Genomic DNA, 13,802 nt, shown 5'->3' on the forward strand with positions numbered 1-13,802 from the left:
GAGATCCTATCCAAGGCAGGGGGTAGATAGATACTGTCAGAAATACGTACAAACAGTCTCTGGAATCGGGCTGAAAGCCCCGTCGTTTCAGGCTCCCATTACTTTCCGAATATCCGCCGCCAACTCTCTTACACGTTCTTCCTCGGTATCCCACGCACACATAAACCGCGCGCCACCTTTGCCGATAAAGGTGTAGAAACGCCAGCCCTTGGCCGTCAGCGCTGCGATGGCCGGTTCCGAGAGTTGCAGGAACACGCCGTTGGCCTGCACCGGGAACATCAACTCCACGCCAGGAATATCCGCCACCAGGCTGCTCAGCAGTTGCGCGCAGTGGTTGGCGTGGCGCGCATGTTTGAGCCAGGCGTCGTTTTCCAGCAGGCCCACCCATGGCGCGGACAGGAAGCGCATTTTCGACGCCAGTTGGCCCGCCTGTTTGCAGCGGTAGTCGAAGTCTTCGGCCAGCTTATGGTTGAAGAACAGGATCGCTTCACCCACGGCCATGCCGTTTTTGGTGCCGCCAAAACACAACACGTCTACACCGGCTTTCCAGGTCAGGTCGGCCGGTGAGCAGCCGAGGAAGGCGCAGGCGTTGGAGAAGCGCGCGCCGTCCATGTGCAGGTTCAGGCCTAGCTCTTTACAGGTGGCGCTGATGGCGCGGATTTCGTCCGGGGTGTACACGCTGCCGACTTCGGTGGCTTGGGTCAGGGTGACCACGCGGGGTTTGGGGTAGTGGATGTCCTGGCGCTTGAGGGCGATCTCGCGGATCGACTCTGGGGTCAGCTTGCCGTTTTCGGTGCGGGCGGTGAGCAGCTTGGAGCCGTTGGAAAAAAATTCCGGCGCGCCGCATTCGTCGGTTTCAACGTGGGCGGTTTCCGAGCAAATCACGCTATGGTAGCTCTGGCACAAGGATGACAGCGCCAGGGAGTTGGCCGCGGTGCCGTTGAAGGCGAAGAACACTTCGCAGTCGGTTTCGAACAAGTTGCGGAAACCGTCGGCGGCGCGGTGGGTCCATTCATCATCGCCGTAGGCGCGTTGATGGCCCTGATTGGCTTGTTCCATGGCGGCCCAGGCTTCCGGGCAGATGCCGGAATAGTTGTCACTGGCAAATTGTTGGCTCTTGTCGGTCATGGCCCTGTCCTGTGGTCGATGTTGGTGCGCACTGTAACCAAGATTGTTGGCGCTGCGCACGCACTGTAAATGCAAAGTGGTTGGGGAATTATGCACGCTGCCTACACCTTGCCTGTCGGACGTGTCCGAGACGGCGCCCTGGACCTGCTCAAGTGGCTGGCGTTGCTGTGCATGGTGCTCGACCACCTGCGGTATGTCGGGTTGAGCCTGGATGGCTTGTATGTACCGGGGCGCCTGGCGTTCCCGTGGTTTTGCCTGGGGATTGCGGCCAATCTGCACCGCATGAAAAACGCCCAGGTCGGTGGGCGTTACCTGGGCTGGCTGCTGCTGTTCAGTGTGATCAGCGAAGTGCCGTATCGCCTGTTTATCGAGGATGCCGATACGTTGAACGTGCTACCGACCTTGGCGCTGGGGTTGTTGGTTGCGCGAGGATGGCAGCAAAAGGCGCTTGTTGATCGGGGGTTGGCGCTGGTTTCCGTTACGATAGCCGGCGTTTTTTCCACACAATTGATGTTCGGTTTTTTTGGTGTGTTGCTGCCGTTGGCGATGCTGTTGGTGTTTCAACGGCCCTGGTATTTCGCCGTGGTGCCGGGCGTGGTCTGTGTGGCGGCCAACCAATGGCAGGTGCTGCTCAATAGCGGGTCGCTGGTGGCGCTGTCGGGATTGATCGCATGCCTGATCGCGCCATTGGCCGGTCTTGTCTTATTGCGACATGCCAAAAACGTCTCTCCACCGGCCATGCGGCGCTGGGCTTATACCCTTTATCCGCTGCACTTCCTCCTGCTGCTAATCGTCCGCAAGATCATCGCCTAACCCCCTGTGGGAGCGGGCTTGCTCGCGAATGCGGTGTGTCAGTCAACATATGTATTAGCTGATACACCGCATTCGCGAGCAAGCCCGCTCCCACATTTGTTCTGTGGCGTTCAATGAATGTCGTAAACGCACCTTTGCGTGGCGCCCGTAGGCATTTGATCTATAGGCGCCAGCCCTACCATCGCATCAAAGGGCCCCACATGGGCCTCAACAATACGAAAGGCTGGGAGAGACGCGATGTTCAGCAAACAAGACCAGATTCAGGGATATGACGACGCACTGCTGGCGGCCATGAATGCCGAGGAGCAGCGCCAGGAAGATCATATCGAGCTGATCGCGTCAGAGAACTACACCAGCAAACGTGTGATGGAAGCGCAAGGCAGCGGCCTCACCAACAAATACGCCGAAGGCTACCCGGGCAAGCGCTACTACGGTGGCTGCGAGCATGTGGATAAAGTCGAGGCCCTGGCCATCGAACGCGCCAAGCAACTGTTCGGTGCCGATTACGCTAACGTGCAGCCGCACTCCGGTTCGTCGGCCAACAGCGCCGTGTACCTGGCGCTGATCAATGCGGGCGACACCATTCTGGGCATGAGCCTGGCCCACGGCGGTCACTTGACCCACGGCGCCAAAGTGTCGTCCTCGGGCAAGCTGTACAACGCGGTGCAGTACGGCATCAACACCGACACCGGCCTGATCGACTACGACGAAGTCGAGCGCCTGGCGGTCGAGCACAAGCCGAAAATGGTCGTGGCCGGTTTCTCTGCCTACTCCAAGACCCTGGATTTCCCACGTTTCCGTCAGATCGCCGATAAGGTGGGCGCGCTGCTGTTCGTCGACATGGCCCACGTCGCCGGCCTGGTTGCCGCTGGCCTGTACCCGAACCCGCTGCCCTACGCCGACGTGGTCACCACCACCACCCACAAGACCCTGCGCGGTCCACGTGGCGGCCTGATCCTGGCCAAGTCCAACGAAGAAATCGAAAAGAAACTCAACGCTGCCGTGTTCCCCGGTGCCCAGGGCGGCCCGCTGATGCACGTCATCGCCGGCAAGGCCGTGTGCTTCAAGGAAGCGCTGGAGCCAGGCTTCAAGGCGTATCAACAGCAAGTGATCGACAACGCCCAGGCCATGGCCGACGTGTTTATCAAACGTGGCTACGATGTAGTGTCCGGCGGCACCGATAACCATCTGTTCCTGGTCAGCCTGATCCGTCAGGGCCTCACCGGCAAAGAGGCGGACGCCGCCCTGGGTCGCGCCCACATCACCGTCAACAAAAACGCCGTGCCCAACGACCCGCAGTCGCCGTTCGTGACCTCGGGCCTGCGCATCGGCACCCCGGCGGTGACCACGCGTGGTTTCAAAGTGCCGCAGTGCATCGAACTGGCTGGCTGGATCTGCGACATCCTCGACAACCTCGGCGACGCTGATGTCGAGGCCAACGTGGCCAAGCACGTGTCTGCCCTGTGCGCTGATTTCCCGGTTTATCGCTGAGCGCGGTTTTGGAGTAATGACTATGCAACGCTACTCGGGCTTCGGCCTCTTCAAGCACTCCCTCAGCCACCACGAAAACTGGCAGAAGATGTGGCGCACGCCCACCCCTAAAAAGGTGTACGACGTGGTCATCGTCGGCGGCGGCGGGCATGGTCTGGCGACCGCTTACTACCTGGCCAAAGAGCACGGCATCACCAACGTGGCCGTGGTCGAGAAGGGCTGGTTGGGCGGCGGTAACACCGCACGCAACACCACCATCGTGCGCTCCAATTACCTGTGGGACGAGTCGGCGCACCTGTACGAACACGCGATGAAACTGTGGGAAGGCCTGTCCCAGGACCTCAACTACAACGTGATGTTCTCCCAGCGCGGCGTGTACAACCTGTGCCACACCCTGCAAGACATCCGTGATTCCGAGCGTCGCGTGAGCGCTAACCGCCTCAACGGCGTGGACGGCGAGTTGCTCAACGCCAAGCAGGTTGCGGACGAGATCCCGTACCTCGATTGCTCCAAGAACACCCGCTATCCAGTACTCGGCGCCACCGTGCAACGTCGCGGCGGCGTGGCCCGTCACGATGCCGTGGCCTGGGGCTTTGCCCGAGCCGCTGACGCACTGGGCGTGGACTTGATCCAGCAGACCGAAGTGATCGGCTTCCGCAAGGAAAACGGCGTGTGCATCGGTGTGGAAACCAACAAGGGCTTTATCGGTACCAAGCGCGTCGGTGTGGTCACTGCCGGTAACTCCGGGCACATGGCTTCACTCGCCGGTTTCCGCCTGCCGATCGAATCCCACCCGCTGCAAGCGTTGGTGTCGGAGCCGATCAAGCCAATTATCGACAGCGTGATCATGTCCAACGCCGTGCACGGTTACATCAGCCAGTCCGACAAGGGCGACCTGGTGATCGGCGCCGGTATCGACGGTTACAACGGCTACGGCCAGCGTGGTTCGTACCCGGTGATCGAGCACACTATCCAGGCCATCGTCGAGATGTTCCCGGTGCTGTCGCGCGTGCGCATGAACCGTCAGTGGGGCGGCATCGTCGACACCACGCCGGATGCGTGCCCGATCATCTCCAAGACGCCAGTGCCGAACATGTTCTTCAACTGCGGTTGGGGCACCGGTGGCTTCAAGGCCACGCCGGGCTCAGGCAACGTGTTTGCCGCCAGCCTGGCCAAGGGTGAGATGCACCCATTGGCGGCACCTTTTTCCATCGACCGTTTCCACAACGGTGCGCTTATCGACGAACACGGCGCTGCGGCCGTCGCCCACTAACAGGAGAAATTCCCTATGTTGCATATCTTCTGTCCTCACTGTGGCGAACTGCGCTCCGAAGAGGAATTCCACGCATCCGGCCAAGCGCACATCCCGCGCCCGCTGGACCCGAATACCTGTACCGACGAGCAGTGGGGCGACTACATGTTCTTCCGCGACAACCCCCGTGGCCTGCACCACGAACTGTGGATTCACGCCGCCGGTTGCCGCCAGTACTTCAACGCCACCCGCGACACCCTGACCTACGAAATTCTTGAAACCTACAAGATCGGCACCAAGCCGCAATTCACCGCCAAGGCTGCTGGAGAGAAGGTATGAGCCAGACCAATCGCCTGTCCAACGGTGGCCGGATCGACCGCAACAAAGTCCTGACGTTTACGTTCAACGGCCAGACTTACAAAGGCTTTGAAGGCGACACATTGGCCGCAGCCCTGTTGGCAAACGGTGTCGACATCATCGGTCGCAGCTTCAAGTATTCGCGCCCTCGCGGCATCTTTGCCGCCGGCGCCGAAGAGCCGAACGCAGTGCTGCAGATTGGCGCTACCGAAGCCACCCAGATTCCCAACGTACGCGCCACGCAACAGGCGCTGTACCAAGGCCTGGTCGCCACCAGCACCAACGGCTGGCCGAACGTCAACACCGACGTGATGGGCATCCTGGGCAAGGTCGGCGGCAAGCTGATGCCGCCGGGTTTCTACTACAAAACCTTTATGTACCCGCAATCGTTCTGGATGACTTACGAGAAGTACATCCGTAAGGCCGCTGGCCTTGGCCGCTCGCCGACCGAGAACGACCCGGACACCTACGACAACTTCAACCGTCACTGCGACGTGCTGGTGGTGGGCGCAGGCCCTGCTGGTCTGGCGGCTGCATTGGCGGCTGCACGTAGCGGTGCCCGTGTAATCATTGCTGATGAACAGGAAGAGTTCGGCGGCTCGCTGCTCGATTCCCGCGAAAGCCTCGACGGCAAGCCCGCCGTGGAATGGGTCGCCAGCGTGATCGCTGAACTCAAAGCCCTGCCGGACGTGGTGCTGCTGCCCCGCGCCACCGTCAACGGCTATCACGACCATAACTTCCTGACCATTCACGAACGCCTCACCGATCACCTGGGTGACCGGGCGCCGATTGGCGTGGTGCGCCAGCGTATCCACCGTGTGCGCGCCAAGCGTGTGGTGCTGGCGACCGGTGCGTGCGAGCGTCCGCTGGTGTACGGCAACAACGACGTGCCGGGCAACATGCTCGCCGGTGCGGTTTCGACCTACGTGCGTCGCTACGGCGTGGCACCGGGCAAAAAACTGGTGCTGTCCACCAACAACGACCATGCCTACCGCGTGGCGCTGGATTGGTTGGATGCAGGCCTGCAAGTGGTCGCCGTGGCCGATGTACGCCACAACCCACGTGGCGCGTTGGTTGAAGAAGCCCGCGCCAAAGGCATTCGCATCCTCACCGGCAGCGCCGTGGTCGAAGCCCGTGGCACCAAGCGCGTGACCGCTGCCCGTGTGGCTGCGATTGATGTCAAAGCGCATAAAGTCACCAGCCCTGGCGAGTGGCTGGACTGCGACCTGGTGGCCAGTTCCGGCGGCTACAGCCCGGTGGTCCACCTGGCCTCGCACCTGGGCGGCAAGCCGACCTGGCGTGAAGACATCCTCGGTTTTGTGCCGGGCGAAGCACCGCAAAAACGTGTGTGCGTCGGTGGCATCAACGGCGTTTACGGCCTGGGCGATTCCCTGGCAGACGGTTTTGAAGGTGGCGTGCGCGCGGCCAGCGAAGCCGGTTTTGCGCCAGTGGAAGGCACCTTGCCTAAAGCCCTGAGCCGCCTGGAAGAGCCGACCCTGGCGATCTACCAAGTGCCCCACGACAAACCTACCGCACGGGCGCCAAAGCAATTTGTCGACCTGCAAAACGACGTCACCGCCGCCGCCATCGAACTGGCGACCCGCGAAGGTTTCGAGTCGGTCGAGCACGTTAAACGCTACACCGCGCTGGGTTTTGGCACCGACCAAGGCAAGCTGGGCAACGTCAACGGCCTGGCGATTGCCGCCCGTTCGTTGAACGTGACCATCCCGCAGATGGGCACCACCATGTTCCGCCCGAACTACACGCCAGTGACGTTCGGCGCGGTAGCCGGCCGTCACTGTGGGCATATCTTCGAGCCGGTGCGCTACACCGCCCTGCAGGCCTGGCACGTGAAGAACGGCGCCGAGTTTGAAGATGTCGGCCAGTGGAAACGCCCGTGGTACTTCCCGCGCAACGGTGAAGACCTGCACGCCGCGGTGAAACGCGAATGCCTGGCCGTGCGCGACAGCGTTGGCCTGCTGGATGCCTCCACCCTCGGCAAGATCGACATTCAGGGCCCGGATGCCCGCGAGTTCCTCAACCGCATCTACACCAACGCCTGGACCAAGCTCGATGTGGGCAAGGCGCGCTACGGTTTGATGTGCAAGGAAGACGGCATGGTCTTCGATGACGGCGTGACCGCCTGCCTCGCTGACAACCACTTCCTGATGACCACCACCACCGGCGGCGCGGCCCGCGTACTCCAGTGGCTGGAAATCTACCAACAGACCGAATGGCCAGACCTCAAGGTGTACTTCACCTCGGTCACCGACCACTGGGCCACCATGACCCTGTCCGGCCCCAACAGCCGCAAGCTGCTGGCCGAAGTGACTGACATCGACCTGGACAAGGACGGCTTCCCGTTCATGACCTGGAAAGAAGGCCTGGTGGGCGGCGTACCGGCTCGCGTATTCCGGATCTCGTTTACCGGTGAGCTGTCGTATGAAGTCAACGTGCAGGCCGACTACGCCATGGGCGTGCTGGAAAAAATCGTCGAGGCCGGCAAGAAATACAACCTGACCCCGTACGGCACCGAAACCATGCACGTTCTGCGGGCCGAGAAGGGCTTCATCATCGTCGGCCAAGACACCGACGGCTCGATGACCCCGGACGACTTGAACATGGGCTGGTGCGTTGGCCGCACCAAACCGTTCTCGTGGATCGGCTGGCGCGGCATGAACCGTGAAGACTGCGTGCGTGAAGAGCGTAAGCAACTGGTGGGCTTGAAGCCGGTGGACCCGAAAGTGTGGCTGCCGGAAGGCGCGCAGTTGGTGTTTGATCCGAAGCAGTCGATCCCGATGAAGATGGTCGGTCACGTCACCTCAAGTTATGCGCACAACTCCCTGGGTTATTCGTTTGCCATGGGTGTGGTGAAGGGCGGCTTGAAGCGCATTGGCGAGCGGGTGTTTTCGCCGCAAGCGGATGGCAGCGTGATCGAGGCGGAGATTGTGTCTTCGGTGTTCTTTGACCCGAAAGGCGATCGCCAGAACATCTGATAAACCGAGTCGCGGCCTTCGCGAGCAAGCCCGCTCCCACAGGGGAATGCATTCCAAATGTGGGAGCGGGCTTGCTCGCGAAGACGCCAGTAGCCGCACAACAGAATCAGGAAAGGTGCTTTATGACAGCAGCCAATGTGTACCAACAACGCCCAACCACCGGGGCCAAGGCCGAGTCGTCGCTGCACCATGCCGACCTCGCCAGTCTGGTCGGCAAGGGCCGCAAAAACGCCGGCGTAACCGTGCGTGAAAAGAAACTCCTCGGTCACCTGACCATCCGTGGCGATGCCCATGACGCCGCCTTCGCCGCCGGCGTGCACAAGGCGTTGGGCATCGAACTGCCTGGCGCCCTGCAAGTGATCATCAAGGGCGAAACCAGCCTGCAATGGCTCGGCCCGGATGAGTGGTTGCTCATCGTGCCAAGCGGTGAAGAATTCGCCGCCGAACAAAACCTGCGTGCCGCCCTGGGTGATTTGCATATCCAGGTCGTCAACGTCAGCGGCGGCCAGCAGATCCTCGAGCTCAGCGGCCCGAACGTGCGCGATGTGCTGATGAAGTCCACCAGCTACGACGTGCACCCCGATAACTTCCCGGTGGGCAAGGCCGTTGGCACGGTGTTCGCCAAGTCGCAACTGGTGATCCGCCACACCGCCGAAGACACCTGGGAGCTGCTGATTCGTCGCAGCTTCTCGGACTACTGGTGGTTGTGGTTGCAGGATGCCTCTGCCGAATTCGGCCTGAGCGTCCAAGCCTGAGGAATGCCCCATGAGCCGCGCACCCGATACATGGATTTTGACCGCCGACTGCCCCAGCGTGCTCGGCACGGTGGACGCGGTCACCCGCTACCTGTTCGAGCAGGGTTGCTACGTCACTGAGCACCATTCGTTCGATGACCGGCTTTCGGGCAGGTTTTTTATCCGCGTGGAGTTCCGCCAGCCGGACGGTTTTGACGAGCAGGCTTTCCGCGATGGCCTGGCCACTCGCGGCGAAGCCTTTGGCATGATCTTCGAGCTGACGGCGCCGAACTACCGGCCAAAAGTGGTGATCATGGTCTCCAAGGCCGATCACTGCCTCAACGATCTGCTGTACCGCCAGCGCATCGGCCAACTGTCGATGGACGTGGTCGCGGTGGTGTCCAACCACCCTGATTTGAAGCCGTTGGCCGACTGGCACCAGATTCCCTACTACCATTTCCCCCTCGACCCCAACGACAAACCGTCCCAGGAGCGTCAAGTGTGGCAAGTGGTGGAAGACACCGGCGCCGAGCTGGTGATCCTTGCGCGCTACATGCAAGTGTTGTCGCCGGAGTTGTGTCGCAAGCTTGATGGAAAGGCCATCAACATTCACCACTCGTTGTTGCCCGGGTTCAAGGGCGCCAAGCCGTATCATCAGGCCTACAACAAGGGTGTGAAGTTGGTGGGCGCTACGGCGCATTACATCAACAACGACTTGGACGAAGGCCCGATCATTGCCCAGGGCGTGGAGGTGGTGGACCACAGCCACTATCCCGAGGACTTGATTGCCAAGGGACGCGATATTGAAGGGCTGACATTGGCCCGGGCGGTGGGGTATCACATTGAGCGGCGGGTGTTTCTCAACGCCAATCGAACTGTGGTGCTCTGATGGACGCCATCGGGGGCAAGCCCCCTCCCACATTTTGATTTGTGAATACCTTCAAATGTGGGAGCGGGCTTGCTCGCGAAGAGGCCATCACTAACAACGCAACAAACAGCATCTGTACCCGAGCACTTAACGCGCTGCCCACCCAAGGGCAACGCGGTTCCATAAAAACAACAGCGAGGTGAAAGCATGTCTGGTAATCGTGGTGTCGTGTATCTCGGCAACGGCAAGGTCGAAGTACAGAAAATCGACTATCCCAAAATGCAGGACCCCCGTGGCAGGAAGATCGAGCATGGCGTCATCCTGCGCGTGGTCTCTACCAATATTTGCGGCTCCGACCAACACATGGTGCGCGGCCGTACCACTGCCCAGACCGGCCTGGTGCTCGGTCACGAGATCACCGGTGAAGTGATCGAGAAGGGCAGCGACGTCGAAAACCTGAAGCTCGGCGATCTGGTGTCCGTCCCCTTCAACGTGGCTTGCGGCCGCTGCCGCTCGTGCAAAGAACAACACACCGGCGTCTGCCTGACGGTCAACCCGGCCCGTGCCGGCGGCGCCTACGGCTATGTGGACATGGGCGACTGGACCGGCGGCCAAGCCGAATACGTGCTGGTGCCGTACGCCGACTTCAACCTGCTCAAACTGCCGGACCGCGACAAGGCCATGGAGAAAATCCGCGACCTGACTTGCCTCTCCGACATTCTGCCTACCGGCTACCACGGCGCCGTGACGGCGGGTGTGGGCCCAGGCAGCACTGTGTACATTGCCGGTGCCGGCCCGGTCGGCCTGGCGGCTGCCGCCTCTGCGCGCCTGTTGGGTGCGGCGGTGGTGATCATCGGCGACGTCAACACCGTCCGCCTGGCCCATGCCAAGGCCCAGGGTTTTGAGGTGGTCGACCTGTCCCAGGACACGCCGCTGCACGAACAGATCGCCGCATTGCTGGGCGAGCCCGAAGTGGACTGCGCGGTCGACTGCGTGGGTTTCGAAGCCCGTGGCCACGGCCATGACGGCGTGAAGGCCGAAGCACCGGCCACCGTGCTCAACTCGCTGATGGGCGTGGTGCGTGTGGCGGGCAAAATCGGTATTCCGGGCCTGTACGTCACCGAAGATCCGGGTGCCGTGGATGCTGCCGCGAAAATGGGCAGCCTGAGCATTCGCTTTGGTCTGGGCTGGGCTAAATCCCACAGCTTCCACACCGGGCAAACGCCGGTGATGAAGTACAACCGTGCGCTGATGCAGGCGATCATGTGGGACCGCATCAACATCGCCGAGATCGTTGGGGTGCAGGTGATCAGCCTGGATGATGCGCCAAAAGGCTACGGCGAGTTCGATGCGGGCGTGCCGAAGAAGTTTGTGATCGACCCGCACAAGCTGTTCAGCGCTGCGTAATTTTAAAGCCACATAGATCCAAATGTGGGAGCGGGCTTGCTCGCGAATGCTCAGTGTCAGTCGACAGATATATGGCTGACCCACCGCTTTCGCGAGCAAGCCCGCTCCCACTTTGGTTTTGTGGTGTCAGCGATAGGCCAAGGCGCCCTGATACACCGTCGGCCCCGTTGGCTGCTTACTGACCGATCCCCCCTTGACCTCCGAACTCACCATCACCTCCACCGGCTTGCGGATGCTGGCCTGTTGGCGTGAATTCAGGTCGATAATGCCTTTGCCGTCCTCAGGCAATAGCCCCAGAGAAACCGGCGCTTTTCCTTCGGGCATTGCCCACAGTTCCAGGCTGCGATCCGGCTCGGGCGCGGCGGCGGCAATGGGCTCGACCTCCAGGTATTCCTTGTGTGCCATCAACTGCGCGGCCGGCTGTTGTTCGGTGGTCACCAGGGTGGCGGCGGATTTGACGTTGTCCTGGGTGTAGAGCGCGCTGCCCAGGCCTGCAACGATGGCCACGCACACGCCGATAAATACACGCGGGCGGCTCCAGAAAGGCGGTTTTGGCTCGGTCACGGTGTGGCGGGTGGCGCTCATGCGGTGGGTCCTGGCAGGGCTTTGAGTTCTGCTATGGACCCAGGTGCGCCGAAGAAGTTTGTGATGGGGCGCTACAAACTCCTCAGCTTCGCCTGAAACCTGGGACTTCTTGCAGTATTGAGGGGTCACTGGGTGGCTGCGTGCTTGCTTAACTCGCGGTAGTTGAATGCACAGTCTTCTTGCGTTGATGACACACAGAATTGGACGGCTTTGGCTTTTTTATACGCCCCCGTCTTGTTTGCGTCGGCTTTCCACTGCGTTTTCGGCGCGGGCTTCCAGTCTAGAAAGGAATAGAGTGTCATCCTGGCGAAAGCGAACCAGTCCTCGCCCTCGTAGTCGCAAGAAACGACGTCACGATTGCCCTCTGAGCTGATGTCTCGGTAAAGCGCACCGGTGAATTGGAAGGTCTCTTGATCACCAGCACTACCAAACGGATTTTCACCTACCCATATACGACCATGGGGGCCTGGCGCTGTGTAGCTGTAACCCTCTTGCTCTTGGTGTTCAGTGATCATGTCCTTGGATGGACATTGGGCAAGCTCTTCGGCCACGACGTTGCCGGCCAGGGTTGAAACGAGCAGCGTGCTCAGCGCGATCTTTGTCAGGTTCATGGGAGGCTCCATAGGGGGCAAGGACGGGAGCTTGTATGCTGGAACAGCCCATTAATGACGCCTACTGTCAGAAATGACAGTGATCTAGATGAAGTTCTAATAAAGAAAATTTGCATATCGCAGAAGGCACTCAAAGCACTGTTCAGCTCAAAGTGATGCCAATTGGCCCTGATACAGCACTGGCCCGGTAGGTTGCCCAGTAGCCGAGCCACCCCGTGGTTCCAGGCTCACGGCGAGGGTCAGCGGTGCGCTGAGCAAGGCTTGTTGGGCTTCGCTCAATTGAATACGGCCTTTGCCAGCCGCTGGCACCAGGCCTAGGGAAATCGGCTTGCCGCCGGGTGGGATCGCCCACAGTTCCAGATCATGCGTGGGTTCCACTGCCGCCAACGCCAACGACTCTAGCTGCAGATGATCGGCAAAGGCGTGGACCCGCAGCGCGGGTTGTTGGCCGGTGTCCACCAGCGTGGCGTTGTACTCCACGCCAATATCGCGCTGGTACAGCACGCCCACCAGCAGCGCCACGACCACCGCACAAGCGGCGGCCAGTACGCGCCAACCCTTCCAGAACGGCGTCTTCGCGGGCATGTGCAATACCTGCGGATCAATTCGCGCCTGGATGCCTGCCCACACATGCGCCGGCACGGGGCGCTCCGGCAAGCTGCCGGTGAGGCTGGCGAGGGCGTCTTGCCAATGGCCGAGTTCAACCCGCAGCGCCGCGTCGTCCAGTAACAGGCCTTCAAAGCGTCGGCGTGCGGTGGCGGGCATCAGGCCGATGGCGTAATCGGCAGCGAGGGCGCGGCGCAGGGCGGTGGTCTGGTAGTTCATGATTCAAGGCACCTGCGCAGGCGCTCCATGCCGCGACGAATCCAGGATTTGACCGAGCCCAATGGCGCCGCCATGTGTTCGGCCAACTCGGAGCAGGACAGGCCCTGGAAGTACGCCACGCTGATGGATTGGCGCTGCATGCCGTCGAGGGTATCGAGGCAGCGGTTCAAGGCGTTGGCTTGGCGCTGACTGTCGAGCAGGTCGTGGGCGCTGGGGGCGTCATCCAGCAGGGCGTCTTGCTGGCCCTCCGCCAGCGGCTGTTCACGGTGTTTGCGCAATTGGTCGATGGCCAGGTTGCGGGTGATGTTGACCATCCAGGTCATCGGCGCCGCCAGGTGCGCTTCATAGCGCGAGGCGTTGTACCAGATGCGCACGAAGGCCTCTTGCAGCACCTCTTCGGCCAGGTCCGCACGCCCCATGAAGCGCAGGGCCACCCCGTGCAAGCGCGGCGAGACACTGCGATAGAGGGTTTCGAACGCCTGGCGGTTACCCAGGGCACATTGGGCCAACAGAGGGCGCAATGGGTCAGCATCGTTGATCGAAATAGAGCTTCTCCAGGCACTCGAACGAGGGCGATGGGACTGCGCACGGTAGGCAGAGGGTAGTTCAGCTCTGGCATTCATTCCATCCCACTCCGGTTGGCGCATGGTGGATATACGCGGGAGCAGTTGATTTGGATGCAACGAATGCGTGAACACATCTTGGTGTGGGAACAATCCTTCGGGACTGTCAGTC

Annotated in this window: 13 protein-coding genes; 8 read left to right on the forward strand and 5 right to left on the reverse strand. The window is 61.1% G+C overall.

The window, feature by feature from the left end; genetic code table 11:
• Positions 1 to 87: 87 nt before the first annotated feature.
• Complete coding sequence (locus tag ACLD1Y_RS02530) at positions 88 to 1,128, reverse strand: threonine aldolase family protein (RefSeq protein WP_207046252.1); 1,041 nt, start codon at positions 1,126 to 1,128, stop codon at positions 88 to 90.
• A gap of 90 nt (positions 1,129 to 1,218) precedes the next feature.
• On the opposite strand from ACLD1Y_RS02530, the gene ACLD1Y_RS02535 reads away from it, so the two are divergent.
• From ACLD1Y_RS02535 to fdhA, 8 genes are all read left to right on the forward strand, one after another.
• Positions 1,219 to 1,941, forward strand: a complete 723-nt coding sequence (locus tag ACLD1Y_RS02535; protein WP_429475145.1) for a TraX family protein — start codon at positions 1,219 to 1,221, stop codon at positions 1,939 to 1,941.
• Between the two features lie 237 nt (positions 1,942 to 2,178).
• Complete coding sequence (glyA, locus tag ACLD1Y_RS02540; RefSeq protein ID WP_429475147.1) at positions 2,179 to 3,432, forward strand: serine hydroxymethyltransferase; 1,254 nt, start codon at positions 2,179 to 2,181, stop codon at positions 3,430 to 3,432.
• 22 nt (positions 3,433 to 3,454) lie between these two features.
• Entirely contained in the window at positions 3,455 to 4,705 is a 1,251-nt protein-coding gene (locus ACLD1Y_RS02545) for a sarcosine oxidase subunit beta (RefSeq protein ID WP_429475149.1), read from the forward strand.
• A 15-nt stretch (positions 4,706 to 4,720) separates the two neighbouring features.
• The gene (locus tag ACLD1Y_RS02550) at positions 4,721 to 5,023 is read left to right on the forward strand and encodes a sarcosine oxidase subunit delta (RefSeq protein ID WP_101273319.1); all 303 of its coding nucleotides are present in this window, start codon (positions 4,721 to 4,723) and stop codon (positions 5,021 to 5,023) included.
• Positions 5,020 to 8,037 carry a sarcosine oxidase subunit alpha gene (locus ACLD1Y_RS02555; protein ID WP_429475151.1) on the forward strand — a complete coding sequence of 1,006 codons (3,018 nt, stop codon included), beginning with the start codon at positions 5,020 to 5,022 and terminating at the stop codon, positions 8,035 to 8,037. The genes ACLD1Y_RS02550 and ACLD1Y_RS02555 overlap by 4 nt, the downstream gene beginning before the upstream one ends.
• Positions 8,038 to 8,159: 122 nt before the next feature.
• The gene (locus tag ACLD1Y_RS02560; RefSeq protein ID WP_429475153.1) at positions 8,160 to 8,792 is read left to right on the forward strand and encodes a sarcosine oxidase subunit gamma; all 633 of its coding nucleotides are present in this window, start codon (positions 8,160 to 8,162) and stop codon (positions 8,790 to 8,792) included.
• Between the two features lie 10 nt (positions 8,793 to 8,802).
• Positions 8,803 to 9,660: a formyltetrahydrofolate deformylase gene (gene purU / locus ACLD1Y_RS02565; protein ID WP_005792124.1), complete on the forward strand. Its 858-nt coding sequence runs from the start codon at positions 8,803 to 8,805 to the stop codon at positions 9,658 to 9,660.
• 186 nt (positions 9,661 to 9,846) lie between these two features.
• Positions 9,847 to 11,046: a formaldehyde dehydrogenase, glutathione-independent gene (fdhA, locus tag ACLD1Y_RS02570; RefSeq protein ID WP_429475155.1), complete on the forward strand. Its 1,200-nt coding sequence runs from the start codon at positions 9,847 to 9,849 to the stop codon at positions 11,044 to 11,046.
• A 126-nt stretch (positions 11,047 to 11,172) separates the two neighbouring features.
• Here the strand turns inward: fdhA and ACLD1Y_RS02575 are convergent, their stop codons facing one another.
• The 4 genes from ACLD1Y_RS02575 to ACLD1Y_RS02590 all read right to left on the reverse strand — a co-directional run bounded on the left by ACLD1Y_RS02575 (position 11,173) and on the right by ACLD1Y_RS02590 (position 13,690).
• Positions 11,173 to 11,631 carry an anti-sigma factor domain-containing protein gene (locus tag ACLD1Y_RS02575; RefSeq protein WP_429475157.1) on the reverse strand — a complete coding sequence of 153 codons (459 nt, stop codon included), beginning with the start codon at positions 11,629 to 11,631 and terminating at the stop codon, positions 11,173 to 11,175.
• 125 nt (positions 11,632 to 11,756) lie between these two features.
• Complete coding sequence (locus ACLD1Y_RS02580) at positions 11,757 to 12,242, reverse strand: hypothetical protein (protein WP_429475159.1); 486 nt, start codon at positions 12,240 to 12,242, stop codon at positions 11,757 to 11,759.
• Between the two features lie 147 nt (positions 12,243 to 12,389).
• Entirely contained in the window at positions 12,390 to 13,067 is a 678-nt protein-coding gene (locus ACLD1Y_RS02585) for an anti-sigma factor (protein ID WP_429475161.1), read from the reverse strand.
• Complete coding sequence (locus tag ACLD1Y_RS02590; protein ID WP_429475163.1) at positions 13,064 to 13,690, reverse strand: RNA polymerase sigma factor; 627 nt, start codon at positions 13,688 to 13,690, stop codon at positions 13,064 to 13,066. Before ACLD1Y_RS02590 ends, ACLD1Y_RS02585 begins: the two co-directional genes overlap by 4 nt.
• Positions 13,691 to 13,802 lie beyond the last annotated feature (112 nt).

It is taken from the genome of Pseudomonas sp. 18175, assembly GCF_050432925.1.
GTDB lineage: Bacteria > Pseudomonadota > Gammaproteobacteria > Pseudomonadales > Pseudomonadaceae > Aquipseudomonas.